The organism is Arthrobacter sp. SLBN-112 (assembly GCF_006715225.1).
Taxonomy (GTDB): Bacteria; Actinomycetota; Actinomycetes; order Actinomycetales; family Micrococcaceae; genus Arthrobacter.
In genome coordinates this window covers 819518-845330 of record NZ_VFMU01000001.1, presented here as the reverse complement: position 1 = coordinate 845330, position 25813 = coordinate 819518, and the positions used below count along the sequence as shown (strand labels likewise).

At 65.0% G+C, this 25813-nt stretch carries 23 protein-coding genes and 1 pseudogene; 19 read left to right on the top strand and 5 right to left on the bottom strand.

What is annotated here, in order from left to right:
- Positions 1-76: 76 nt before the first annotated feature.
- The 3 genes from FBY33_RS03960 to FBY33_RS03950 form a co-directional block, all read right to left on the bottom strand.
- Complete coding sequence (locus tag FBY33_RS03960; protein ID WP_142029397.1) at positions 77-1837, bottom strand: helicase HerA-like domain-containing protein; 1761 nt, start codon at positions 1835-1837, stop codon at positions 77-79.
- A 66-nt stretch (positions 1838-1903) separates the two neighbouring features.
- A complete protein-coding gene (locus tag FBY33_RS03955) occupies positions 1904-2437 on the bottom strand; it encodes a GNAT family N-acetyltransferase (protein ID WP_142029396.1) in 534 nt (177 codons plus the stop codon).
- A 20-nt stretch (positions 2438-2457) separates the two neighbouring features.
- Positions 2458-4392: an FAD/NAD(P)-binding protein gene (locus tag FBY33_RS03950; RefSeq protein ID WP_142029395.1), complete on the bottom strand. Its 1935-nt coding sequence runs from the start codon at positions 4390-4392 to the stop codon at positions 2458-2460.
- 380 nt (positions 4393-4772) lie between these two features.
- On the opposite strand from FBY33_RS03950, the gene FBY33_RS03945 reads away from it, so the two are divergent.
- From FBY33_RS03945 to FBY33_RS03915, 8 genes are read left to right on the top strand one after another with little or no spacing between them, the layout of a single operon-like run.
- Complete coding sequence (locus tag FBY33_RS03945) at positions 4773-5738, top strand: amino acid ABC transporter permease (protein ID WP_142032529.1); 966 nt, start codon at positions 4773-4775, stop codon at positions 5736-5738.
- Complete coding sequence (locus tag FBY33_RS03940) at positions 5738-6547, top strand: amino acid ABC transporter ATP-binding protein (protein ID WP_142029394.1); 810 nt, start codon at positions 5738-5740, stop codon at positions 6545-6547. Before FBY33_RS03945 ends, FBY33_RS03940 begins: the two co-directional genes overlap by 1 nt.
- Before the next feature lie 12 nt (positions 6548-6559).
- Positions 6560-7606 (top strand): transporter substrate-binding domain-containing protein, encoded by a 1047-nt coding sequence (locus FBY33_RS03935; protein ID WP_142029393.1) that lies wholly within the window; start codon positions 6560-6562, stop codon positions 7604-7606.
- Positions 7603-8439 carry a DUF1684 domain-containing protein gene (locus FBY33_RS03930; protein WP_142029392.1) on the top strand — a complete coding sequence of 279 codons (837 nt, stop codon included), beginning with the start codon at positions 7603-7605 and terminating at the stop codon, positions 8437-8439. Before FBY33_RS03935 ends, FBY33_RS03930 begins: the two co-directional genes overlap by 4 nt.
- Positions 8436-9527 (top strand): LLM class flavin-dependent oxidoreductase, encoded by a 1092-nt coding sequence (locus FBY33_RS03925; RefSeq protein WP_142029391.1) that lies wholly within the window; start codon positions 8436-8438, stop codon positions 9525-9527. The genes FBY33_RS03930 and FBY33_RS03925 overlap by 4 nt, the downstream gene beginning before the upstream one ends.
- Positions 9524-10897, top strand: a complete 1374-nt coding sequence (locus FBY33_RS03920; protein WP_142029390.1) for an NtaA/DmoA family FMN-dependent monooxygenase — start codon at positions 9524-9526, stop codon at positions 10895-10897. Before FBY33_RS03925 ends, FBY33_RS03920 begins: the two co-directional genes overlap by 4 nt.
- Positions 10897-11046, top strand: coding sequence for a hypothetical protein (locus FBY33_RS20460; protein ID WP_200831317.1), 150 nt, complete (start codon positions 10897-10899; stop codon positions 11044-11046). Before FBY33_RS03920 ends, FBY33_RS20460 begins: the two co-directional genes overlap by 1 nt.
- A 40-nt stretch (positions 11047-11086) precedes the next feature.
- A complete protein-coding gene (locus FBY33_RS03915; protein WP_142029389.1) occupies positions 11087-11527 on the top strand; it encodes a hypothetical protein in 441 nt (146 codons plus the stop codon).
- Here the strand turns inward: FBY33_RS03915 and FBY33_RS03910 are convergent.
- Complete coding sequence (locus tag FBY33_RS03910; RefSeq protein ID WP_142029388.1) at positions 11513-12547, bottom strand: LacI family DNA-binding transcriptional regulator; 1035 nt, start codon at positions 12545-12547, stop codon at positions 11513-11515. The genes FBY33_RS03915 and FBY33_RS03910 overlap by 15 nt on opposite strands.
- Positions 12548-12784: 237 nt before the next feature.
- Here FBY33_RS03910 and FBY33_RS03905 point away from each other — a divergent pair, with 237 nt between their 5' ends.
- The 7 genes from FBY33_RS03905 (at position 12785) to FBY33_RS03875 (ending at position 19539) form a co-directional block, all read left to right on the top strand.
- The gene (locus FBY33_RS03905; protein WP_142029387.1) at positions 12785-14137 is read left to right on the top strand and encodes an NAD(P)H-dependent oxidoreductase; all 1353 of its coding nucleotides are present in this window, start codon (positions 12785-12787) and stop codon (positions 14135-14137) included.
- 95 nt (positions 14138-14232) lie between these two features.
- Positions 14233-15267 carry a DctP family TRAP transporter solute-binding subunit gene (locus FBY33_RS03900; RefSeq protein WP_142029386.1) on the top strand — a complete coding sequence of 345 codons (1035 nt, stop codon included), beginning with the start codon at positions 14233-14235 and terminating at the stop codon, positions 15265-15267.
- A gap of 94 nt (positions 15268-15361) precedes the next feature.
- Positions 15362-17281 carry a TRAP transporter large permease gene (locus tag FBY33_RS03895; protein WP_142029385.1) on the top strand — a complete coding sequence of 640 codons (1920 nt, stop codon included), beginning with the start codon at positions 15362-15364 and terminating at the stop codon, positions 17279-17281.
- Positions 17282-17284: 3 nt separating this feature from the next.
- A complete protein-coding gene (locus FBY33_RS03890) occupies positions 17285-18208 on the top strand; it encodes an NAD(P)-dependent oxidoreductase (protein WP_142029384.1) in 924 nt (307 codons plus the stop codon).
- A complete protein-coding gene (locus tag FBY33_RS03885; RefSeq protein WP_142029383.1) occupies positions 18205-18516 on the top strand; it encodes a putative quinol monooxygenase in 312 nt (103 codons plus the stop codon). Before FBY33_RS03890 ends, FBY33_RS03885 begins: the two co-directional genes overlap by 4 nt.
- Positions 18516-19022 carry a gluconokinase gene (locus FBY33_RS03880; RefSeq protein ID WP_142029382.1) on the top strand — a complete coding sequence of 169 codons (507 nt, stop codon included), beginning with the start codon at positions 18516-18518 and terminating at the stop codon, positions 19020-19022. The genes FBY33_RS03885 and FBY33_RS03880 overlap by 1 nt, the downstream gene beginning before the upstream one ends.
- Before the next feature lie 34 nt (positions 19023-19056).
- Positions 19057-19539 (top strand): nucleoside deaminase, encoded by a 483-nt coding sequence (locus tag FBY33_RS03875; protein WP_142029381.1) that lies wholly within the window; start codon positions 19057-19059, stop codon positions 19537-19539.
- A 111-nt stretch (positions 19540-19650) separates the two neighbouring features.
- Here FBY33_RS03875 and FBY33_RS03870 read toward each other — a convergent pair whose 3' ends face one another.
- Positions 19651-20628 carry an alpha/beta fold hydrolase gene (locus FBY33_RS03870; protein WP_142029380.1) on the bottom strand — a complete coding sequence of 326 codons (978 nt, stop codon included), beginning with the start codon at positions 20626-20628 and terminating at the stop codon, positions 19651-19653.
- Between the two features lie 174 nt (positions 20629-20802).
- Between FBY33_RS03870 and FBY33_RS03865 the strand changes: the two genes are divergently transcribed.
- From FBY33_RS03865 to FBY33_RS03850, 4 genes and pseudogenes are all read left to right on the top strand, one after another.
- Entirely contained in the window at positions 20803-21843 is a 1041-nt protein-coding gene (locus FBY33_RS03865; RefSeq protein WP_142029379.1) for an LLM class flavin-dependent oxidoreductase, read from the top strand.
- 12 nt (positions 21844-21855) lie between these two features.
- A pseudogene (locus FBY33_RS03860) lies at positions 21856-23083 on the top strand (ABC transporter ATP-binding protein); the annotation flags it as partial.
- Between the two features lie 159 nt (positions 23084-23242).
- Positions 23243-24301 (top strand): hypothetical protein, encoded by a 1059-nt coding sequence (locus tag FBY33_RS03855; protein ID WP_200831316.1) that lies wholly within the window; start codon positions 23243-23245, stop codon positions 24299-24301.
- The gene (locus FBY33_RS03850; protein WP_160141937.1) at positions 24291-25379 is read left to right on the top strand and encodes a hypothetical protein; all 1089 of its coding nucleotides are present in this window, start codon (positions 24291-24293) and stop codon (positions 25377-25379) included. The genes FBY33_RS03855 and FBY33_RS03850 overlap by 11 nt, the downstream gene beginning before the upstream one ends.
- The last annotated feature ends 434 nt before the right edge of the window (positions 25380-25813 follow it).

The window sequence follows — 25813 nt, the reverse complement described above, 5'->3', positions numbered from 1 at the left end:
AGCTATGAGGCGCGGCGCAAGGAGCGGCAGGGTTAGGAGCGGCAGGTCGTCAGCGTCAGGGCCGGGAGCGGCAGCCTCAGCGGCGGCGTCGCCGGGAGGACGTGCCGAACACTCCGCGGAGCAGTTCGCGTCCGAGTTGCGTGCCCATGGACCGCGCCATGCTCTTGAGCCCGCCACCCAGGGCACCGCCGAGTACGCCTCCGAGGTCACCCATCATGCCGCCGGGCTGCGGCTGGGGCTCCCGGGACTGTCGCGTCCGCGGGGCCCGCGGCGCTTTTGCCCGAGTCTTGGACGGCGCCGGCTCGCCGTAATCCGGTTCGCTGTACTGGGGTTCCGGATCCTGCGGCGAGGCTGGCGCAGGCCTGCTGCTGGGCCGGCCCAGGATCTCCTGCTCGATCCGCCGGGCTTCGGCGTCCACGTCGTACCCGGCCGGCGTCCCGGGTGCGCCGGCAGGAGATCCAGCCGCCGGACCCGTGGGAGCTGCAGCCTTGCCGGTGAGCTTCTCGTACGCGGACGGGTTGTCCACCGCTGTTCCGTACTTCCCCAGCAGCGCGGAACCGGCCACCGTGCTGCGGACCAGGGCCTCGTCACTGGGGCCCATGACGGACTCGGGGGCGCGGAGCCGGGTGAGGGCCACCGGGGTGGGCGCGCCTTTCTCGTTCATGACGGTGATGACGGCCTCGCCGATACCGGCGGACGTGAGCGTCTCTTCGAGGTCGTAGTCGCTGAGCGGGAACGTGGACACCGTGGCCTTGAGCGCCTTGGCGTCCTCGGGGGTAAAGGCGCGCAGGGCATGCTGCACCCGGTTGGCCAGCTGGCCCAGGACGTCAGCGGGGACATCCTTGGGCGTCTGGGTCACGAAGAAGATGCCCACACCCTTGGACCGGATGAGCCGGACGGTGGTGGTGATGGCCTCGAGGAAGGCCTTGGACGCGTCGTTGAACAGCAGGTGGGCTTCGTCCAGGAAGAAGACCAGCTTGGGCTTGTCCAGGTCGCCGGCCTCGGGGAGGTCCTCGAACAGGTCTGCCAGCAGCCACATGAGGAAGGTGGAGAACAGCATGGGCTTGGTCTGCAGGGTGGGCAGTTCCAGGCAGGTGATTACGCCGCGGCGGTCCGGGGCGGTGCGCAGCAGCTCGGCGGTGTCGAACTCCGGCTCGCCGAAGAACTTTTCCAGCCCCTGCGCCTCCAGGGTCACGATCTCCCGCAGGATCACGCCCGCGGTCGCTTTGGACAGGCCGCCGAGTTCCTCGAGCTGGTCCTTGCCTTCATCCGAGGTGAGGAACTGGATGACGGCGCGGAGGTCCTTGAGGTCAATCAGCTCCAGGCCGTTCTTGTCCGCGAAGTAGAAGACCAGCTGCAGGCTCGATTCCTGCGTGTCGTTCAGTTCCATGATGCGCGAGAGCAGGATGGGCCCGAACGAGGTCACCGTGGCGCGGACGGGAACGCCGTTGCCGTCGCCGCCCAGCGCCAGGAACTCCACCGGAAACGTTTTGCCCTGCCACGCCTGACCGATGCTGTCCGTGCGGGCCGTGAGTTTGTCACTGCCGGCGGCGGCTGTGGCCAGGCCGGACAGGTCGCCCTTGATGTCGGCCAGGAAGACGGGGACGCCGGCGGTGGACAGCTGTTCGGCCATCATGTGCAGCGTGACGGTCTTGCCCGTTCCGGTGGCACCCGCCACCAGCCCGTGCCGGTTCATCATGGCCAGCGGCAGCCGCACGGGCGCGTCCTTGTGCAGCTCGCCGTCGATGATGGCGGCCCCCAGCTCGATGGTGGCCCCTTCCAGCGTGTAGCCCTTCTGGATGGTGGCAAGCTTCTCTGCTGTGGTTTTGGTGGCCATGGCGCCAGCTTAGCCGCGGCCGTCCGGTTTGCGGCGGTGCCCGGCCCGTCGACCCCGCAGTCCGTCCTACAGCAGGGTTGGCAGGTCCTTGGTGAACGCCAGGTGCCCGATGGTTTCCGGATCGGCGTCCAGGTCGAACTGCGCCTGGTAGCCGGTGCTCAGGTAGAGGTGCTTGGCCTCGGGCTGCCGGGGGCCGGTGGTGAGGTACAGACGGGTGTAGCCGCGGGCGCTGGCCAGGGCTTCCAGCTCGGCCAGTACCAGCCGGGCCAAACCACGACGGCGGTGGTCCGAGTGCGTCCAGATGCGCTTCAGTTCCGCGGTGGTTTGGTCATAGCTCCGGAACGCCCCGCCGGCGATTGACTCGCCGTCCTCCTGGATGATCAGCAGGGCGCCGTGCGGTTCCTCGAATTCGGCAGCCGGGTAGCGGTTCAGTTCCTCCGCGGCAGCCGAGCGGCCGAACAGGTCCCCGTACCGGGTGTCATATTCGACGGCGAGCTCGTCCAGGAGCGGCCGGACGCGCGGATCGTGCATGGGCAGGCTGAGGACCGCCAGGCTGGCAGGGTCAAGAGGCCTGGGACGAAGGTGGGGTTCTGCGGTCACTGGTCATTCCTTGTCACTGGTTAGTTCTTTCCGGCGGCGGCTGGTTCTGGAGTAATTGTGGCCCGGGCAGCCAGGTCCCGGGCAACGCCGAGGACGGCCCGGGCCAGGGCATCGTTCTCCCGGAACGGCGCGGCGTTGGTGTTGGGCCGGGCAAAGGCGCCGGCGCCCCAGCCCGATGTGCCCGGGCCAACGCCAAATAAGGTGGGCTGGGGTACGCCGTCGGCGCCCACCAGCTGGTGCTGCGGGGAGACCAGGAGTTTCCCGGTGGAGTGGATGCCGTCCGAGGTCAGCAGCTGCTGCTCGCTGCCCAGGCCGCTCCCGTACAGCGAGGCGAGCACGGGGTTGAGCGAGCGGGCCACCGAGGTGGACGGCAGCCTGGCCTCGATCAGGGCCTTGGCCGTGACCGTTACCCCCGACTGCGCGGACGAAGCAGCAAACAACCCGGTGGCTTCGTCGGCGGAAACCTGCAGGCCCGGACCCAGGAACTGCAGCACGCCCGCCCGGTGCAGCGCCAGCATCTGGCGGAGCCGGTGGGGCGGCGGACCGGAGTCCACGAAGCTGAAGAAGCCGTGCCACCAGCCGTGGATGACCTGCTGCGAGCGTGCGTTCAGCCGCTCGGGCGGGACCATGCGCCCCACCTCCATATAGACGTGCAGCAGGGCCAGGAAGAGGGCAAAGGTCTCGGGGTGGTCCGGGCCGTCCCGGAGCCGCAAGTCATTGTCGATGTAATGAGCGACGGCTTCCTGCACCTCGGCGTGGTCACGGAAGTGGAGGCCCTCGAAGGGACGGTCCAGCCGCTCCAGGTCCAAGTGCAGGCCGGAATCCGGGACTGCGGCGGCAACCAGGTCCGCGCGCTCGCGGCTGTACCAGTCCAGTCCGGCATAGGCGGCGGCAAACTCGTCCCAGCCCATGGCGGCCCGGTCAGGGCTTCCGGTCAGCAGCTCGCGGTAGTAGTAGTGCCCGGCTTCCTTGGCGATCAGGGGCCAGAGGTGCCGGCGGAAGTCCAGCTCGCCGTGCTGCTGCAGCAGGGCCTCCACCGCGGTTTTGGTGAAGAACTGCAGCGGCCCCGGCGCCTGTCCCCGCAGGGCTGCGGAAATCTTGGAGTGGTACGGCACGCCCCGCCGCGACCCCGCCCACAGCCGTGGTTCGCGTCCGGACGGCAGGTAGCGCAGCCCGCCGTCGGACGTCTCCTCAAACCTGCCGCCGCGCCCCTCCATGAGGAGGACCAGCAGGTCCACGAACGCCAGGCCCATCCCGGCCACGATCACGTCCTGGCCGGGAGCGATGGGGGAGTAGTCGACGTCGGTAGTGTAGCTGGGTGCCGCGTGGTAGCCGCCGTGCCGGGCAGCGAAGTCCGTGAAACCGGCGGATATGGCGTCCGGGCGGGAGTCGGTGTGGCCCAGCGCGGTCACCACAATGTCCGCGTGGAGGGTCCGGCCGTTGGCCAGGTCAACCCCGTGGCTACCGGAGGCTAGTGCTGTGATGCCCACGGCGGTGGTCCGGTGCACCGTCACGCTGCGGCCCAAGGACCTGGCGGCGCGGCGGAAGAACCACTCGAGGTACTGGCTCTGCAGCTGCCGGGTGGGAAACGTGGTGGCGGTCAGGGCCCGCAGCTGGTCCCACAGCGGCTGGGGGAAGTCAGGAACGTCGGTGATGGAGGCGTCCAGTACGCCGGCGCCCCACTCGGCCAGCCCCGGGCCGGGCGCGGTGGGACCGGAGCAGTCAACGGACGCGTCGGTGAACATGGTGATGTCCGCGGCCATCGAATTCAGGAGGAGCCCGGGGTCCTGGTCATACCGCCAGATGCGGCCCGACCCCGGGATGTGCGGCTCCACCACATGGATCTGCAGGGGGCCGGCGAAGACGTCCGGCCGGTTGGCGGCGATCCGCTCCAGCACGCCCGCCGTGCGCGGTCCGCCGCCGATGAAGACGATGGCCGGGAGGGTGGCTGGCATGGGCTCTCCTGACGGCATGTGATGTGCAGGGGACGGCACGGGAGCGGCCGTCGGAGTGCCCATGCTAGGCAGGCGTGACGACGGCGGTCGAGCGCCTGGTCACGGCCGTTAACTCCGCGTCACGGCGCGTTAAGGGACGCAAAAAACCGACTCATGACGCCGTGCGAAGCCCCGTGAAGTATTGCAACCGGCCGCCTTGCTGGCCCGTTACGGCCGGTCCTAGATTTGCAGCCAGCACCCGGGGCCAGCCGCTCCGACGCCGGGCAACCCGGCTCCAGCCCAGGAAAGAGAAGTGAGGTGGCCCCGTGAGTTCAGCAACCAGGGTGGCGCAGTCAAAGCAACCGCAACCCGTCCAGCCGCAGCCGGACCAGGTCGCGGCAGTGCCGCCGGCAGCGCCACCGGACGGAGACCGCATCCAGGGTCGGATCCCGGCGGACTACTCGTCCTACCGCGTGGTGGCAGCCAGGCATCCGTGGCGCTGGGTGGGGACTGCCGTCGTCGCGCTTGGTGTCCTTGCCGTGGCGTGGTCCCTGGCCACCAACCCGCGCTGGGAGTGGGGCGTGGTGGCCCAGTGGTTCACCGCCCAGTCCGTGGTCATCGGCCTGGTGGAAACCCTCAAGCTGACGGTAATCTCCGGCGTCCTGGGGTTTGTGCTCGGCTTCATCCTGGCGCTCATGCGGCTCTCGGCGTCGCCGCTGCTGGTCTCGGTGTCCTGGACGTTCTCCTGGATCTTCCGGTCCACGCCGTTGCTGGTCCAGATGCTCCTTTGGTACAACCTGGGCTACCTGTACGAAAAAATCAGCTTAGGGCTCCCCTTCACCGATGTCCGGTTCTTCGAGGTGCAGACCACCACACTGATCAGCCAGTTTGCGGCAGCAGTGCTGGGACTGACCCTGAACCAGGCGGCCTATTCGGCCGAGATCATCCGCGGCGGCATCCTCTCCGTGGACCAGGGCCAGCTGGAGGCGGCGGCGGCGCTGGGCATCCCGGCCTGGCGCCGCTCCACAAGGATCGTGCTGCCGCAGGCCATGCGGGCCATCCTGCCCACGGCGTTCAACGAGATCATCGGCCTGGTCAAGGGCACCTCGATCGTCTACGTCCTGGCCTACTCCGAGCTGTTCTACACGGTCCAGGTCATCTACAACCGCACGCAGCAGGTCCTGCCGCTGCTGCTGGTGGCCACGCTCTGGTACATCGTGATCACGTCCGTGCTGAGCGTCTTCCAGTACTACATCGAGCGGCACTACTCCAAGGGCGCGGTGCGGAACCTGCCGCTGACGCCCCTGCAGAAGGCCCGTAAATTCTTCGCCACCCACGCGGCGGTCCCCAACCGGAGGAACTTCTGATGACTGCAACCCTTACCGCCCCTCCTGCCACCCGCGGCCTGGTGGAAATCACCGGCGTCCGCAAGTCCTTCGGCGCCACCGAAGTCCTCAAAGGCGTCAGCCTGACCGTCGAGCCGGGCGGGGTGGCCGTGATCGTGGGCCCCTCCGGCTCCGGCAAATCCACCCTGCTGCGCACCATCAACCACCTGGAGAAGGTGGACGGCGGGCACATCACCATCGACGGGCAGCTGGTGGGCTACGAAATCCGCGGCGACCGGCTGCACGAGCTGCGCGAAAAGGAGATCCTGAAACAGCGCACCGAGATCGGCATGGTGTTCCAAAACTTCAACCTGTTCCCGCACCTCACCGCACTGGAGAACGTGGCCGAAGCACCGGTGGTAGCGCAGGGACGCTCGAAAGAAGACGCCCGCCGCCGCGGCCTGGAACTGCTGGACCGCGTGGGGCTCAAGGACCGGGCCGGCGCCTACCCGCGCCAGCTCTCCGGCGGCCAGCAGCAGCGTGTCGCCATCGCCCGCGCCCTGGCCCTGGACCCCAAGATCCTGCTGTTCGACGAACCCACCTCCGCCCTGGACCCCGAGCTGGTCAACGAAGTGCTGGACGTGATCCGCGAACTCGCCACGTCCGGCACCACGCTGATCATCGTCACGCACGAGATGGGCTTCGCCCGCGACGTGGCGGACACCGTGGTGTTCATGGACCAGGGCCAGATCGTGGAACAGGGCACCCCGCAGGAAATCTTCAGCAACCCCCAGGAACCGCGCACCCGGAGTTTCTTCTCCAAGGTGCTCGAACCGGCCTTCAACATCTAAAGGACCCACCCCATGGCTCTCTCCACCAGCGGCCTACGCCGCAGCCGCGCACTCGACGTGCTTCCCGCCGTCGTCCTCCTTGGCACGGCCGCTCTCGCCGGGTGCGCGGACCCCGGCGCATCAGCCGCCAGCAACCCCAGCGGAGGGGCGCAGACGACGGCGGCCCGCAACGGCGTCGTCTACAACACCTCCCCGGACCAGCAGCGGATCCGGGCTGAGAAGGACGCGGCGCTCGCCGCCAAGGTCCCCGCGCTGATCGGCAAGGACGGCAAGCTGACCGTGGCCACCACGGCGGGGTCCATCCCGCTGTCCTTCCACGCCACGGACGACAAGACGCCGATCGGCTCCGAGCTGGACATCGCCCAGCTGGTGGCGGACAAGCTGGGCCTGGAACTGGACGTCCAGGTGACTTCCTGGGAGAACTGGCCGCTGAAGACGCAGTCGGGCGACTTTGAGGCCGTGTTCTCCAACGTGGGCGTGAACAAGGACCGGGTGAAGCTGTTCGACTTCGCCAGCTACCGGGCCGCGTACATGGGTTTCGAGGCCAAGAAGTCGTCCACCTACGACATCAAGGGCGCGGACGACATCTCCGGCCTGAAGATCTCCGTGGGGTCCGGCACCAACCAGGAGAAGATCCTGCTGGCCTGGAACAAGGAACTGGAGGGCAAGGGCAAGGCGCCGGCCACGCTCCAGTACTACTCGTCCGACGCCGATACCATTCTGGCGCTGTCCTCCGGCCGAACGGACCTCAACATCGCCCCGTACCCGTCCACCGTGTACCGCGAGAACACCCGCGACGACCTGAGAGTGGTGGGCAAGGTCAACGCCGGCTGGCCGTCCGAGACGCTGGTGGCCGCCACGAGGCTGCGCGGCAACGGCCTGGCCCCGGTCATCTCCGAGGCCCTCAACTCCGTCATCAAGGACGGCTCCTACGGGAAGGTCCTGGAACGCTGGGGCCTGTCCGAGGAAGCGCTGCCGGAATCAAAGACCATCACCGAGGAGAACTTCGCGGCCACGCAGGCCACTTCATCTGCTGCGCCGTCAGGGAAGGCATCATGAACGCGATACCCACGGACACCGCCCTTGAGTCCTTCGACGCCGACTGGCAGGAGTGGCACGCCGCCCACGAGCAGCACCGGGCCCACCGGCACGGTTTCCTGGCGGTGACCCACCTGCACTGGCTGGGCAGCGAACCCGCGCGGCTGGACGGTGCGCCGGGCACCTGGAGCGTGGAGGCCGACGTCGTCCGCGTGGTTCTGGAGGCGGGCGAAAGCCTGCAACTGGACGGCAGGGAACTAAACACTGTGTCCGGTGATGCCGTTGAGCTCGGCCCCATCAAGGAACGCGGCGGCATCAACCTGGTGTCGGGCGATACCGTCATTGAGCTGGCCAAGCGCGGCGGCGAGTACATCGTGCGGCCAAGGCATCCGGAGAACCCGCTGTTGCAGGCCTACCAGGGCACGCCCGCCTACTCGCCGGATGCGGCCTACGCCGTGCGCGGGACGTTCGTGCCGTTCGAGGCGCCGCGGCCCACCACGGTGGGTGCCGCCGTCGAGGGCATCCAGCATGTCTACGAGGCGCCGGGGGAGATCCGCTTCAAGTTGGCCGGCCGGGAGCTGGCGCTGACGGCGTTCAACGGCCACGCCCCCGGCTCGCTGTCCGTGCTGTTCACGGACCAGACCTCCGGCAAGACAACCTACGCGGCCAACCGGTCGCTCTCGGTGGTGCCTGCGGCGGACGGGTCGGTGCTGCTGGACTTCAACCGGGCCGTGAACCTGCCCTGCGCCTACACGGACCTGGCCACCTGCCCGCTGCCGCCGGCCGAAAACCGGCTGCCCGTGGCCATCGAGGCCGGCGAGAAGATTCCCTACGAACGTCAGGACCAGAAGTGAGCACCTCTTCACCACGTCAGGCAGGGTTCCTTGCCATCGAGCTCGACGGCGCCGGCTGGGCCGGAGCGGACATCGCCCGTGCCGTGCTGGCCGCCGAGTCGGCCGGCTTTCACGCCGCCACCTTCACCGATGCTCCGGTGCCCGGCCGGGCGAACGCCCTGCAGCGCGCGGCGTTTGCCGGGCCCGTCTCCCGGACCATTGCCCTGGTCCCCGAGGTGGACACCGTCTACACCGAGCCGTTCCACGTCTCCACCCAGCTGGCCAGCCTGGACTACGTGGCCGGCGGCCGGGCCGGCTGGATCGCGACCGCGGCCGAATCGCCGGAGGCTGCTGCCGCCGTCGGACGTTCTTCCGTGGCCGGTGCCGCGCTGGGCCAGGAAGCTGCGGCGTCCATCGAGGTGTCCCGGCGGCTGTGGGATTCGTGGGAGGACGACGCCGTGATCCGCGATGTGGCCACCGGACGGTACATCGATGTGGACAAGCTGCACCACGTCGATTTTGAAACGCCTGCCGGTTTTGCCGGTGCGGGCTACTCCGTCAAGGGGCCGTCCATCATTCCGCGGCCGCTGCAGGGCCAGCTGCCGGTGCTGGTTCCGGCGTTCCTGCTGGGGGTGGTTTCGCCGGATGCTGTTGACGGGGTGCTGGTGTCAGCGCCTGCCGCGGAACTGCTTACGGCCGAGATCCGCGACGTGCGGGCCCGGGTGGGCGCGTCCGTCGCCGTTGTTGCCGAGCTCGACGTCGTCCTGGACGCGCGCGGGCAGGCTGCGGCTGGGCGTGTGGCTGGCATTGATTCCGGCCGTGCCGTCTACGCAGGTTCCGCAGCCGGTCTCACCGACTTCCTGACGGAGCTCCTGAAGGAGGCCGACGGCGTGCGGCTGCACCCGGCGTCGCTCGCTGTTGATCTGGAGGAGCTGGGCCGTTTGGTCCTGCCGGAGCTGCGCCGCCGCGGAGCTCTCCGTCCGGTTGTCCAGGACGGCACCCTCCGTGACCTGCTGGGGCTGCAACGCCCGGTGAGCCGCTACGCAACCGCCACTGCCGCACACGCCGCCGCTGCCCCGCCGGCGCTGGAAAGTAAGGGAAAACCATGACACAGCACAACCGTGCTAAATCCGATGCCTTTGTACCGTCCGGCCAGATCCAGTTCGGTGTCTTTTTCCAGGGCGTCAACTCCGGCACCATCTGGAAGGCCGCGGAATCCGGCTCGCAGACGGACTTCGAATCGTTCCGCCGCATCGCCCAGACCGCCGAGCGCGGACTGTTCGCCGCGTTCTTCCTGGGCGAGGGGCTCCGCCTGCGGGAGCACCTGGGCCGCCCGCACGCCCTGGACGTGGTGGGCCGCCCGGACGCGCAGACCATGCTCGCCGCCCTGGCATCGCTAACGAAAAACATCGGCCTGGTGGCCACCCAGAACACCACGTACAACGATCCCGCGGACCTGGCGCACCGGCTCGCCTCGCTGGACCTGATCTCGGGTGGCCGTGCCGCGTGGAACATCGTGACCACGGACAACGCCTGGACCGGGGCGAATTTCCGCCGCGGCGGCTACCTGGACCATGCTGACCGGTACAAGCACGCCGAGGCATTCGTGGAGACGGCCAAGCGGATCTGGGACTCATGGGAGACCCCGGCCGGTCCCGCCCACCGGGTTCTGCACGAGGGCCAGCACTACACGGTGGACGTGACGCCGCGGCTGCCGCGCAGCGCCCAGTACCGGCCGGTGCTGTTCCAGGCCGGCGACTCGCCGGAAGGCCGCAACTTCGCGGCACGTCAGGCGGACGTCATCTTCTCGGCGCACCCCAAGTTCGACGACGCCGTGGAGTTCCGCAAGGACCTGGTGGAGCGTTCGTTGACCGCGGGCCGCGGCGCGAACGCCGTGCAGATCATGCCGGCCAGCGAGTTCATTCTTGCCCCCACCGCTGCCGAGGCGGCGGAGAAGAAGGAATGGGTGCGGAGCCTGCAGATCGGCCCGCAGCAGGCCGTCGCCTACCTCGAGCAGTTCTGGGGCCGCGAGCTGCAGTCCTACGATCCGGACGGACCGCTGCCGGAGATCGACCCCGTGGTGGAGGAGACGTCCGAGACCCGCGGCAGCGGCTTCCATGGTGCCAAGGCGCGGCAGCTGGCGGACCAGTGGCGGGCGGAGGCCAAGGACAAGGGGCTGTCCATCCGCCAGTTCGTCACCTCGAAGACCGCGCGGATCGATGCCACCTTCACCGGCTCCTACATCGCTGTTGCCGACCAGCTGGCCGAGTACGCCCGGGTGGGGGCCGTGGACGGGTTCAACATCTCGCCGTGGCTGATCCCCACCGGCCTGGACGACATCGTGAACCACCTGGTGCCGGAGCTGCAGGAACGCGGCGTGTACCCCACCGAATACCGCGGCAACACGCTCCGTGATCACCTGGGGCTGGAAACGCCCGTGCGGACTGCGGACACAGCTGCCGAGGTGGTCACCGCCTGATGCACTGGGCCGCTTTCGCTGTAACGGGCGCGTTTGCTGGGCGGGACGACGGCGACGGCGAGGTGAGTGCCGTCGTCGAGCCTTCCGTGGAAGGTGCTTTGCTTGGGACGGTCAGGCTGCAGCTGACGGTGTGGGAGCAGTGGGCGTAGTTCCTAGGCCGGGCCGGAGGTGCAGGACTAAACTTTAATGATGAAACTGAGCCATATTCCCCTCCGCCTGGCCACCGGAGCGTTCATTCTTAACGCCGGCTACAGCAAGCGAAACCTGGACAAGGACAGCGCCGCCCAGATGCAGGGCATGGGAGCCAAAGTGTACCCACAGCTGGCTTGGATGGAGCCGGAAACGTTCGGAAAGCTGCTCAGCTACGCCGAGATGACACTGGGCGCAACACTCCTGGCGCCGTTCGTGCCAAGCCGGCTGGCCGGGCTGGGCCTGGGCCTCTTCTCCGGATCCCTTCTCACCATGTACCGAAGAATTCCTGACATGACTTTGGAAGACGGGATCCGGCCAAGCCAGCAAGGCACCGCGCTGGCAAAGGACGTCTGGATGTTCGGAATCGCCCTCGCGCTGATCCTGGACCGGAACCGCGCAAAGAGCCCCGCCCCGACCCGGACCTCAGCGGGCGCTTGACAGGATGAGGGGCGCGCAGCTGTTGCGCGGCAGGTAGTCGGCTTTGACCTCGATGCGGCGCGCCCCGTCCGGCAGCTTCCCGTGCATCCGCCCGAGCACCAGCTCGATGGCGTGAACGGCAAGCATGTCCAGCGGCTGGCGGATGACGCTCAGCGGGGGAGTGGTCAGCTCCGTCCAGGGATTGTCGTCAAAGACGATGAGGGAAAGCTCATCGGGGATGTCAATGCCCATTTGGACCAGCCTGCGGACCGAACTTTGCACCTGTGCCGTGTTTGCCACGATGAGGGCCGTGGGCGGCTGACGCATCGCAAGCAGTGATCCTACGGCGTCGCCGCCGGCGTCCCCACGGAAAGGCACGTCACGTATCAGCGTGGGGTCTACCGGCAGGGAGGCCTTCTGGTGGGCGGCCTTGTAGCCGTTCAGCCTGGCACTTCCGGTGGAGGTGGTGAGCGGGCCGGTGATCAGCCCGATCCGGGTATGGCCCAGGGTGATGAGGTGCTCGGTGGAGCGTTCCGCGGAGTCGAAGTTTTCGATGCTGACAACGTCCACATCTTCGAGCTCTTCGATAGCGCGGTCAATGAAGACCACGTTGACGCCGAGGTCCCGCAGGCGCCGCCACTTTTCGATGTTGCCCCCGGTGGGAGTGGCAATCACGCCGCTCACTGAGCGGTCCAGCAACGTATCCAGGGAGTCTGCCTCCAGGTGCGGATCCTCCTGCGTGGTCATCAACACCACCTGCACGCCATGGCCGCGTGCCTCCCAGACGATCCTGTCCGCCAGGCGGGCGAAAAACGGGTTGGAGAGGTCGGTGACCACCAGGCCGATGGTGAGTGCCTGCCCCGCGCTGAGTTCACGGGCGGCCGCCCTGGGCCGGTAACCCAGTTCGTCGATGACCCGCAAAACCTCTTGTCTTTTCGCGGGTGCCACCGGTCCCGAATCCGGGTTCAGGACCCGTGAGACCACGGAGACGGACACTCCCGCAGCCGCTGCCACATCGCGAATAGTAGGCGCTTTGCGCACCGCTCCTCCTTGAGACCAAGACCTTTTCGTCATTACGTACGCCATTCCTTCCTGCCCGTTCGCTTCATTACGACGGGCCAGGAAGGTGATCGTTGACACAGCTTATCAGTGGCTGGTACAAAAGTGGAACCGGTTCCACTCCGGACAGTTTTCCTTACAAAATGCGACAAAGAAGTTGTGCCATCCGGCCTGCCGGAGGTGCTTTTCTTTGGCCAAGCACCCCTTAGAGAGATTCCCGTGAACCTTCATAAACTCCTCAGCGACCGTGAACAGCAGTCCCGTCCGATCCGCGTTGGACTGATCGGCGCCGGCCGCTATGGGACCATGTACCTGGCCCAGGCCAACAACATCCCCGGCATCCACGTCGTCGCCATCGCGGACATCAACGTCAAGCGGGCCCAGGGAGCCTTCGAACTGGTGGAATGGCCCGCCTCGCAGGTTGCCCCGGATATCGCAACAGCTTTGCGGGACCGCTCCACGGCCATCATCGCCAACGCTGACGAACTGTTCGACGTGGACATCGACGTCATCGTCGAAGCCACCGGCAACCCGATCGTCGGCATCAAGCATGCTTTGAAGGCGATCGAAACCAAGAAGCACATCATCATGGTCACCGTCGAAGCTGATGCCCTTGCCGGCCCCGCGCTGGCCAAGCGGGCGGAGGAAGCAGGCGTGGTCTACTCGATGGCCTACGGGGACCAGCCGGCCCTCATCATGGAACTCGTGGACTGGGCCCGCACCAGCGGCTTCGACGTGGTCTGCGCCGGCAAGGGCGCCAAATACCTGGAGCACTACCACGAGATGAACCCGGACAACGTCTGGGAAAACTGGGAGTTCTCCAAGGAACTGACGGACTCCGGCCAGCTCAACCCCTACATGCACACCTCATTCCGCGACGGGACCAAGGCCGCCATTGAAATGGCGGCGGTGGCCAATGGTGCCGGGCTTGCTCCCTCCGATTCCGGCTTGAGCTTCACGCCCGGCAATGTTGAAGAGATCGCCACCATCTGCCGCCCGGCCGCCGTCGGCGGATCCCTCGCCCACGAAGGAAGCGTCGACGTCATGTCCAGCGTCAACCGCGACGGCAGCTGGATCAGCCACAACACCCAGGAAGGCGTCTTCGTCGTGGTCAAGGCGACCAACGACTACGTTTCCGGCTGCTTCAACGAATACCCCTGGCACCCGGACCCCACTGGCCAGTACGCCGCCCTGTACCGCCCGTACCACTACGTGGGCCTCGAGTTGAACATGTCCATTGCCAACGCAGCCCTTCGCGGCATCCCCACCGGTGGCCCGGTCGGTTTCTACGGCGACGTGGTCGCCACCGCCAAGAAGGACCTCAAGGCCGGTGAATTCCTCGACGGCGAAGGCGGCTTCACCGTCTGGGGCAAGCTGGTTTCCGCCAAGCACTCGGTGTCAACGGGCGCCCTCCCTGTTGCCCTGGCCCACCACGTGGAGCTGCGTAACGATGTGCCCAAGGGGGCCACTGTCGGTTGGGACGATGTCATCATTGATGACTCCCTGTCCCAAGCACTGGAGCTCCGCCGCGAGACCGAAGCGCTGATCGCCACCCCCGTCACCGTCTCCTAAACGAGTATCCCCGGCTTAAGCCACACCCGCTGCGACCAGCGGCACGCCGTGTCTGCCGTGCAGCACCGCATCCTTCCAATGAAGAAAGGCATCGAATGAACCTCAAGACCCGCGCCATCACAGGGGTACTGGCAACCAGCCTGGCCGCAGCGCTGCTGACCGGCTGTGCAGGCGGAGCCCAGCCCGCAGGCCAAAGCGGCCCGGTGGCAAAGATCCAGCTCTCCATCCCCGATCCTCTGACGTCCTCCGTCGGCGTCACCGCCCAGCACTTCGCCGACCAGGTCAAGAAGACCTCCAACGGTTTCGTCCAGGTCACCGTTGTGCCCAACGGCACGAGCTTCAGCGGTGACCAGAATGCCGCGGTGACCCGTCTGCAGGGCGGATCGCTCGACGGACTGATTCTGTCCACCTCCGTCTACGCCTCGGTGGTGCCGGAGATGAACGGCATCAGCATCCCCTACCTTTTCGCGGACACCAAGGAAGAGGCAAAGTTCCTCGCCGGGGAACCCGGAAAGGTCCTGAAGGAGAAGCTGGCGGCAAAGGACACCGTGGCGCTCTCCTTCCTGACCCGGACCGGCCGCGAGATCACCAACTCCGTGCGCCCGATCGAACAGCCTTCGGACCTGAAGGGGCTGAAGATCCGCGTGCCGGGCAACACCCTGTGGACCGACTTCTTCGGCAAGCTGGGCGCCAGCCCCACCACTATGGCCTTCTCGGAAGTCTTCACCGGGCTGCAGACCGGGACGATTGACGGCCAGGAAAACCCGATTGAAGTTCCTTGGACCAACAAGTTCTCCGAGGTGCAGAAATACGTCTCAATGACCAACCACATCAACGACGCCTGGGTACTGGCCCTGTCATCGAAGAAGTGGGATTCACTGACGGATGACCAGAAGAAGGCGCTCACCACCGCTTCCGAGGAAACGGCAACCTTCAAGACGGGTTATGACGAGGAACAGTCCAAGAAGCAGTTGGATGAACTGGCGGCCAAGGGCATGAAGGCCAACGAGCTCAGCGCGTCAGGACTCGCCGAGTTCAAGGCCGCTTCCCAGAGCCTCTACCCGGAGTTTTCCAAGCTCATCGGCAGGGAATTCTTCGACCAGGCCATCGCCTTCGCCGGCAAGAAATAACAAGGACGGGTGGGAGCCCCCGCAGGGCTCCCACCCGCACTGACCCTCCACCTCCATAGAAATCCCGCTCTCAATGTCGACAGTCTGGAAAACCATGAAACCCACCGTTGCTCCCCAGGACTACGAGGAAGTCCTTCCCCTCGAAGCGGAGGAAATCCTTCACCACGACCACGTGCCCTCCGGCTGGAGCGGTGCTGCATGGCTCGACAAGGCCCTCGAATGGATTGTGGGAGCGGCGATTCTCGCGGAGCTCGTGGTGATCCTGCTGAACATCACCGTCCGCGTCATCACGGGGGACTCAGTTCTCTGGACACAGGAGGTGTCCGAGATCGCCCTGCTGACCATTGCCTTCATCGGTGGCGCCATTGCCTACCCGAAGGGCGCACACATGTCCGTCCAGGCGCTCATCATGCGCCTGCCCGCAACATGGAAGCCGTACCTCGCAGCGCTTGTGGACTGGCTCGTCTTTGTCATGAGCGCCGGCGCGCTTGCGCTGTTCGTGCCCACCCTCGTCCAGCAGATCGAGGAGAAGACACCCATCCTGCAGCTCCCCGTTTTTTGGGTCAACATGCCGTTCACGGTAGGCATGGTACTCATTGCCTGGTTCGCCCTGGTCAAACTCCGGCGCGAGGCCTGGCGACCCGCTCTGGTGGGTGCCGGAATCGCGGCAGCCCTGGTCGTCGTCGTCCTTGTCTCACCGCCGCTGTTCTACTACGCCTCCCCGAACGTCCTGCTTCTGGTGGTCCTCGTGGCCCTGTTTGCCCTGCTGTTCCTGGGCCTGCCCATCGCGTTTGTCCTGGCACTGGCCTCCGGAATCTACCTGTACCTCGGCGGCATTTCCGACGTAAGCGCCATCCCCATCGGCATGGCATCCGGAGCCAAGGGCTTCGTCCTGCTGGCCATCCCGTTCTTCATCCTGGCCGGCACAGTCATGAACTCGGCGGGCCTCACCCTGCCGCTGGCCAAGCTCGTCGATGCCCTGATCGGCCACCTTCGCGGCGGGCTCCTGCAGGTGGTGGTGGTCACCATGTACATCTTCTCCGGCATCTCCGGCTCCAAAGTCGCTGACGTCGCAGCTGTGGGCACCACCATGCGCGGCATGCTCGAAGAGCGCAAATACCCGCGGGGCGAAGTGGTGGCCGTGCTGTCGGCGTCGGCCATCATGGGTGAAACCATCCCGCCCAGCATCGTCCTGCTGATCCTGGGCTCCATCACCACCATCTCCACCACCACCCTGTTCCTCGCAGGTTTCGTGCCGGCAGCTTTCCTCGCCCTGGTGGTCATGGCTATGGTGTTCCTGAGGGCGCGCAAGCAGGGAGGGGTGCCAAGCGCCAAGGCCACGTGGCGGGCCCGGGGCTCCGCCACCTTCTTCGCCCTGCCCACGCTTCTGCTCCCGGTGGGCATGGTGGTGGGGATCCTCAGCGGGTTCGCCACCCCCACCGAGGTGTCCTCGGTCGCCGTCGCCTACGCCTTCGTGCTTGCCGCCGCCTACCGCCGCGGCAGCCGGCGCCTTCTCGGCGACACCCTGCGCGAAACAACCACGACGGCGGGCATGGTGCTGTTCATCATCGCCGCGGCGTCGCCCCTGGCCCAGACCCTCGCCCTGGCGGGCGTCTCGCAGCAGATCCACGACCTGATGTCCGGACTGGGCGATTCCCCCATCCTGTTCATGCTCTTCACCGTGGTGCTGCTGATCATCATGGGCCAGCTCCTCGAAGGCCTGCCCGCTGTGCTCATCTTCGCCCCGCTGCTGCTGCCGATCGCCACCGACTTCGGCGTCAACCCGGTGCAGTACGCCATGGTCCTCATCATCTCGATGGGCATCGGCTCCTTCGCCCCGCCGGCTGGGGTTGGCTTCTACGTCGCCTGCGCCACCGCCCGCGAAACCGTGGAAAACAGTCTCAAACATTTCTGGCCGTACCTGGTGGCGGTGTTCGTCGGCCTCCTCGTCCTCGCCGCCGTGCCCTGGTTCAGCACCTTCCTCCCTGCCCTCGCCGGCCTGATCCCCTTCTAATCCATGACAGAAACCCAACCTCCCTCACCCCTCAATCCCGGCGTCTCCGTCTCACTGCTCGGCACCGGCCCCATGGGAGCCCCGATCGCCCGGAACCTCATCGACGGCGGGGTGTCCCTGACCTTGTGGAACCGCACGCTCCATAAAGCCGAAGCCATCCAAGGGGGCACGGTAGCTGCACGGCCGACCGATGCCGCAGCGGATGTTGTCCTCACCGTGCTGCCGGACCTGCCCCAGGTGGAAGCACTCCTGGACGGGGATGACGGCCTGCTCGCGGGGTGGGCCAGGGCAGGTGTGGTTGAACCTGTCCTGGTCATCCACGGCACCGTGTCCCCCACGGCGGTTGCCGCCTTCGCAGCCGACTGCAAGTCCCGTTACGGGGTGGTGGTCATCGACGCACCGCTCAGCGGCGGGACCATCGGGGCAGAGCAGGGGCGGCTGAGCATCATGGCCGGCGGGCCCCAGGGCGTGGTCCAGTGGCTGACACCGCTTTTCGAGCTCTACAGCTCCACAGTCATGTGGTTCGGGGAAGCCGGGGCCGGCGCCATTGTGAAGGCCTGCAACCAGATCGTGGTGGCGGCGACGGTCACCGCCCTGTCTGAATCGATGGCGCTGGCGAAGGCCTCGGGCCTGGACCTGCAAAACGTCCAGGCAATCCTCAAGGGCGGTCTGGCCAATTCAGAGGTCCTTCAACAAAAGGGCGGCCGCTGGATCACCGGGGACTTCGACGGCGGCGGTTCGGCCAAGAACCAGCTCAAGGACCTGCGTTTTATCACGGAGGCAGCCGCGGATGCAGGACTCACGCTGCCCGTTGCCAATACGCTGAAATCCGCTTTCGAAACAATGGTCACCGACGGCCTCGGGGACCTGGACCATACCGGCATCTATTTGAGCATCACCAGCAATCGAGCAAAGGAACCATCATGACCATCGTCGTCACAGCAGTATTCACCCCCAACGACGGTGCCCGCGACCGGGTTGTCGCGGCCCTCGAGCCCGCCATCGCCGAGGTCCACGAAGAACCCGGATGCCTCCTGTACGCCATCCACGACGCGCCGAACGGCCAGATCGTCATGATCGAGAAATGGGAAAGCGCCGGGCTGCTCGACGCGCACGGCGCCGGCGACGCCGTCAAGCGGCTTAACGCCTCACTCGAGGGACTTCTGGCGGAACCGGTCGAGGTCACCCGCCTGACGCCCATTCCCGCCGGCACCGCGCACCAGGGCGCCCTGTAGTGTCCCAGAGCATCGTGGTGATGGGCGTCTCCGGTGCAGGGAAATCCTCTGTCGGCCAGGCGCTCGCCACCCAGATGAGCGCCCGTTTCATCGATGGTGACATCCTGCACCCCGAAGCCAACGTCAAGAAAATGGCCTCAGGCGTTCCCCTGACCGATGAGGACCGGTGGCCGTGGCTTCACCTCGTGGGTACCCGGCTGTCCAGCAGCCCCGACAACGGAACCATTGTTGCCTGCTCGGCCCTCAGGCGCAGCTACCGGGATGCCATCCGGACCGCCGCGCCGGCCACCACGTTCATCCTGCTGCAGGCCGACAGGCCCGCACTGCAGGACCGGCTCGACCAACGCCCCGGACACTTCATGCCGGCATCCCTGCTCACGTCCCAGCTGGAGACCCTGGAGGAGCTCCAGGACGACGAATCCGGCCTGATGATTGAGTCAACGGGAGGCATCGATACAACGGTTGAGCGGATCCGGAAACTGCTGGAGCGAGCAGTATCGGTCTGAATTGCGCGTGACGGCCACATGCGAGAATGACCGCATGATTGACGAACATCACGCGTCCGCCGCTAAGCCAGCGACTTCCGACCCTGCCTTCGAAGCCGCGTACCAGGCTGCCCAGAAGAGCCTCCAAGAGGGTGGCATCCCGATCGGGGCAGCGCTGGCCCGTGACGGGGTGGTCATCGCGAGCGGACACAACGAACGCGTCCAGAACGGCGACCCGATAGCGCACGGGGAAATGTCCGCACTCCGCGCGGCCGGACGGCAGAAGAGCTACCGGGACACCACGCTCTACACCACGCTGGCCCCGTGTGCCATGTGCACGGGAACCATCATCCAGTTCAAGATCCCGAGGGTGGTGGTGGGGGAGGCGCGCACCTTCGACGGCGAGTTCGACCTTTTGCGCTCACGCGGTGTTGAGGTGGTGGTCCTGGATGATCCGCGGTGCGTGGAGATGATGCGTGCGTTCCAGGAAGACAACCCGGACTTGTGGGCGGAGGACATCGCCGAGGACGCCGCCTAGCAGCCCGCGGGGCCGGCCGCTGTTGGCTGGCTTCGCTGGAAGGGGCGACGACGGCGGCGGGGCGGGTGCCGTCGTCGACCCCTTCCGCTGGGCTGCTTTCCTCCGGGACCGTCAGGCTGTAGCTGACGGTGCGGGGGAGTCCTGCCGCTGGTGCGCGACCCGCTGGATGAACTCGACCGTCTCGCGTTCCGTTTCGGCGCGGGTGGTGGGTTCGTTGTGCACCTCGTGGCGTACGCCGGGGAAGACGCGGGTGCGGACGTCCGCGTGGCCTGAATCGGCCAGGCGGTTGGCCACGTGGTAGGCCCCTTCGCCGTAGTTGGTCACGGGGTCCTGGTCGCCGGCGAGGATCAGCACGGGGAGGTCCGCGGGGAGCTGTTTGTACCAGTCGTCGGAGTTGACCTGGTCGTAGAGGTCCACGAAGCCCTGCAGGAACCGCGCGCTCAAGGGTGCGCCGAAGTTGTTGAAGGGGTCCCGCCCGTGGTCGGCAACGACGTCAACGTCCAGCGCCACCCAGGCGGTGGGGCCGGCATCTTCGCCAAAGCGGCCCAGGAAACCGTCGAACAGCTGGCCCACCAGTTCCTCGGGTGCGGGCTCTGTGGCGCGCTCGCCGGAGGCAAGACGGGCGAGTTCGGGCCGGTTGATCATTTTCTCGATGCCCCGCATCTGGGCCGCGATTCCGCAGAGGATCAGGCCGGAAAGCTGAGCCTGTGGATTGATGGCCAAACCGCGCGCAATCATGGATCCCCAGCTGTGGCCGAACACCACGTACGGGAGCTGGGGGAGTGCTTCCCGGGCCTTGGCCTGAAGGGTGACCTCGTCGGCGACCACCACGCTGGCGGCGTCCTCGCCGGCATCGCCCCAGGTGCCCTGCTGCATCGCGGTGCGTCCGTGCCCGGAGTGGTCACCTGCCACCACGATGAACCCGGCGTCCACCAGGGTGGAGATGAGGTGGAGGTAGCGGCGGGAATGCTCGCCGAGCCCGTGGATCAGCTGCACGATCCCCTTGGGCTGGCCGATGGGTTCGTAGACCCACGCCTGTATGGTGTCGCGGCCGTTGGCGGACGTGAACTCGATTTCCTGCAAAGACATATCTTCCTCCCGTGCCGGCGCCGTCGCTGGCTCTTGGCGAGCCTAACCCTCGGATGGACGATGCCGTCAAGGTTGTCTTTGCAGGCGGCGCTGGGCCGAGGGACATGTTGGTTCATGCGGTGGCCCAGTGCCTAGGCTGAGGATCAGCCACGTCCCTGATTCCTGGAGGAAGCCATGCCGCAGCCCGACCGTCCTTTGCGCAAGCTTGGTTTCCTCACCATTGGGCTGTTTGATCCGCTTGATCCCGCCGCTGGCCACGAGTCCACGCTGCAGATTATTGAACTGGGGGAGCGGCTGGGGTTCGACAGCGCCTGGCTGCGCCACCGGCACCTGCAGTTCGGGATTTCTTCGCCGGTTGCGGTGATGGCTGCGGCGAGCCAGCGCACCTCCCGGATCGAGCTTGGCACCGCCGTGACGCCGCTGGGCTGGGAGAACCCGCTGCGCCTGGCCGAGGACCTGGCCACCGTGGACCTGCTCGCCGGAGGACGCATCAATCCCGGCGTGAGCGTGGGCGAACCGATGCAGTACGACACCGTGAAGCACGAGCTGTACCCGGATACCGCGGACGTGGAGGACTTCAGCTACGCCCGGGTGGAGCGGTTTGTGCGTTTGGTTGCGGGTGAGCCGGTGCGGGAGTTTTCGGGCAAGCAGGGCGTGGTGGAGGAATTCTCCAACCGCGTGGAGCCGCATTCGCCCGGGCTGCGGGACCGCCTTTGGTACGGGGCCGGCAGCAAGAAATCAGCTGTCTGGGCCGGTTCGAATGGGTTCAACCTGCTGTCCAGCAGCGTGATCTTCCCGGACAAGGATCAGGAGCCGGATTTCGCGCTGGTCCAGCAGTCACAGATCCGGGCGTTCCGGGAGGCGGCAGCAGCGTCAGGGCGTGCCCATGCGCGGGTTTCGCAGGGCCTGGTGGTGATCCCCACCGACTCGGCGTCGCCGGCGCAGCGGGAGAAGTACCAGCGATATGTGGATGAACGCACTCCGCGCACTGCTGCTCCGCAGGGGCCGCGGGGCATGATGTTTGCCCAGGACCTGATCGGCACCAGCGAGGAGATCGCCGCGCAGCTGTACGCGCACGCAGGCTTCCAGGAGGTGGATGAGGTGGCCTTCGCCCTGCCCTTCAGCTTCGACCACGAGGACTACGTCCATATCCTTACCGATATCGCGGGCAAGTTGGGGCCGGCTTTGGGTTGGTCTCGGATGGAAGGCAAGTAGCAGCTGCCTTAGCTCAGGGTCACTGCGCTGATTGCCAAGCGCTCGCAGAAGTTGTTCGTGCAGCAGTGGAAGAACACGGGCGAGCTGAACGGGCAGATCGAGGAGACGTACACCGGGCATGCGCTGGTGAAGGTGTTCGGCGGGCAGCAGGAGGTGGGGGAGCGGTTCCGGCAGAAGAATGCCGAACTGTATGAGGCGAGCTTCGGGGCGCAGTTCATTTCCGGGCTGATCATGCCGGCCATGACGTTCATCGGAAACCTGGTGTACGTGAGGATCGCCGTGGTGGGCGGGCTGCAGGTGACGTCCGACGCGATGCAGTTGGGTGATGTGCAGGCGTTCTCCAGTACTCGCGGCAGTTAACGCAGCCGCTGGCGCAGCTGGGGTCCATGGCCAACCTGCTGCAGTCCGGGGGGCTTCGACGGAGCGGGTGTTTGAGCTGCTGGATGAGGAGGAGGAATCTGTTGAGCCTGCTCCTTCTTCTGGACCGGTGTTTGGGCGGAGGCGGCTGGTGTTCGAGGATGTGTCGTTCTCGTATTCGCCGGACAAGCCGCTGATCTCCGGGCTTTCCCTGGTGGCGGAGCCGGGGCAGACGGTGGCGATTGTCGGGCCCACCGGCGCGGGCAAGACTACGCTGGTGAACCTGATGATGCGGTTCTACGAGCTGGATGCGGGGCGGATAACGCTCGACGGCGTGGACGTCACCTCGGTGCCGCGGCGCGAGCTGCGCTCGCGGCTGGGGATGGTGCTGCAGGATACGTGGCTGTTCGGCGGGACCATCCGGGACAACATCGCGTACGGCCGGCCTTCGGCAACTGAAGCCGAAATTTTGGAGGCGGCGCGGGCGACGTACGTGGACCGGTTCGTGCGGTCACTGCCCGAGGGGTACGACACGGTGCTGGAGGACGAGGGCTCCAACGTGTCCGCGGGCGAGAAGCAGTTGCTGACGATCGCGCGGGCGTTCCTGGCCCGGCCGTCTGTGCTGATCCTGGATGAGGCGACCTCTTCCGTGGACACCCGGACCGAGGTATTGGTGCAGAAGGCAATGAGCGCTTTGCGGTCGGACCGGACTTCCTTTGTTATTGCCCATCGTCTGTCCACCATCCGCGACGCCGACCTCATCCTGGTGATGGAGGCCGGCCAGATCGTGGAGCAGGGCACGCACGGTTCACTGCTGGCCGTGGGTGGGGCTTACGCGCGGTTGTACGAGGCGCAGTTCGCTGCTCCTGCGGCGGAGGTTTAGGGACGAGTAGTCTCGGGCCATAGAGGGACTCATCCCGCGACCCGGTCATCTGGACACACAGAAGGCATAGCACCATTGCGCGAGCTAGCCACTGTCCCCTCTGGCACCGCAGCTTTGTATATACTCCGAGGAAGTCAACAACGGATCGAGGACATGCAAGTGAATGAAGACGTCCCCAAGGATCCCTCAGAGTTGCGTCTGGACTTAGAGAATCCCAGAATGCCGGATGCTAAGTTTGAAACTGAACTTGAGGCAATCGAGTATTTGGCTAACCATGCTGACGTTTCTGAACTTGTGCAGTCGATTGGCACATCCGGCTGGTACGACTACGAGCCACTAATTGTCCTCAAGTCATCCAACATCGTGATCGAGGGTAATCGGCGTTTGGCAGCGCTTCGCCTCATAAATGACCCTCGACTCGCAGTATCCCTCGGAGTTTCACTGCCTGAACCTCTGAATCCCTTAGCGCGCCCACCGTTTGTTCGCGTTCGCTTGGTTGAGTCCAAAAAGGATGCTCGAGACTTCATTGGCTTCAAGCACATCAATGGTGCCTTCAAATGGGACTCATTGGCCAAAGCTAGGTATGCGGCGGAATGGCTTGAAGACGGCGGCGAGATCGATATGGTCAGTCAGCGACTGGGCGACAATCACAACACCATAAGCCGCCTGGTCAATGGGTGGAAAGTGCTCCAGCAAGCCGAAGATGAAGGTTTTGACCGTGAGGCCATCTCTCGCCGAACATTCGCCTTTTCGCACTTGTACACGGCGCTTTCTCGGCCCGCAACACGAGAGTACCTCGGTCTACCAGACGTCGCAGAGGGTCTTTTGACGCAGGCGCCGGTACCTGCTCCACAGATTCCCAAGCTACGCCAACTTACATCTTGGCTTTACGGCCAAGGTGAGGAACCAGCGATAGTTCAAAGTCAGAATCCTGATTTAGGGCGGCTCGTTCAAGTTCTAGGAAATAAGGCAGCACTTGCCACCCTTGAGGCAACACGTAATCTCAATCGCGCGTATGACGTAGCTGAGGACAAAGGGGCAAAGTTTTCACAGTTGGTCTATAAGTTAGTGCAAGATGTGGAGGAAGCGTTACGGCTCAGCGGTAGCTACGACGGAGATAAAGACCTAGTAATTGCCACCGAAAGCATTAGCAAGTCCGCACGTGTTCTCCATTCAACAGTTAGAGCTTGGCAGCCTGAGGATGAGAATGCCGATTAGTGCCTATTCTCCGACTGATACGCGGAGTCGACTGGCGGACTGGGTAGAGCTATGTGCTCTCATATCGCCGGTTGGGCGCATAAGTAAGGGCCAGTTTCTGAGGGCCGTATCCACGCTGGACGAGCCAGCTTTCGATGAGGACGACGAGGACCTCGGCTACGACGAGGATGATGAGCGCGACGGGGAGGGTGCCAGGCACATCCTTGACGAACGCGCAGAGAACATGGCAGACCGGGCTCTTCAAGAAATTGAGTATCGTAGCGAGATTCTCGGAATCAACTATCCTTTCTCAATTTCTGCCGTCGGAACATCGTGGATCGTATCTTACGAATCAGCCAAGGACGGTGCTGCCAAGCCGGCTCAGTACTGTTACCTCTCCTGCCTTTTAATCTCGTCTATAAAGTACAAGTACATAAGCCTCCACCATCTAAAGCCGGAATATCGGGAGATCGCGAAACATTTTCAGATGATGGCCTACCTCGCGGCGCCGGAGATCCTTGGAGGCAGCGCGTACTGGATGGGCTGGCCGCGTCCGGACAACACTTCCACCATGCGCCAAGCAATCAAGGTTGCTTCTTCGAAATTGAACTTAGGTGAGTTGCATGCGAAGGACCCTGGATGGAGTTCCGATTCGGAAAAGGATGGGACTGTCGATCTAATTGTTTGGAAAAAGTTGGCCGGACGTGCGCCTGGATCCGTAATCCTTTACGGCCAGGTGGCTTCGGGTAGCAACTGGCGCGAAAAGCCGTTGCGATCATACATAGATCCGTACTTCATGGAATGGTTTTCGGTTAAGCCGTCTCGCGAGTATTTGCACTCTATGTTTATTCCGTTTCCTGCGCACGAGAATTGTAAGCCATCACGTGATACGCCATTTGAAGAAATTGCCCACGCGGAAGCTGTTCGGGACGAACGCATTTACGGCCTTGTGATTGATAGGCTAAGAATGACCGATCTTGTGGCGACACGGTCTTTTCGGACAAATTCCATGATGCTTGATGCTGATGATGAGATATTGGTTCTAGAATTAGCTAAGCTCGTTCGATGGCGTCGGTTTGTTGAGAAGTTGGCAATGTGATTCGTGCTTTTAGAGTAACTGTGGATCGTGTTTGTCGATCCTGCAGAAGAAGGTCGCTATCTTGAGTCTGGGTTACGTAAGTGGTAAGGGAATCAATGCCAATTAAATCTGCTCCGAGCTGGGGTCCAGTCTGGATGTCGGTTTTTGGTTTCCAATTTATCAGTTGGTGGAGTCCGACGTATGAGCGATAAAGCCGATGCGAATGAGCGCATCGAGTATTTGCGGCGAGTGCATTCGCTGCACAGGTACTTTCTGAACGCTTCAACTCTAAGGCGGCTATATCGATCGCGCGCGGAGGAGTTTGGCTTAGCTTCGGGACCAGCAGACAGCGACTGGGTTCAGCAATTTGCATACCTAAGCCTTTGGTATGGGAGCCTGTACGTCGTTGCCGAGGGCTGGCTAGAACTATCGCTTTCAAGTCCAAAAGTAGAAAT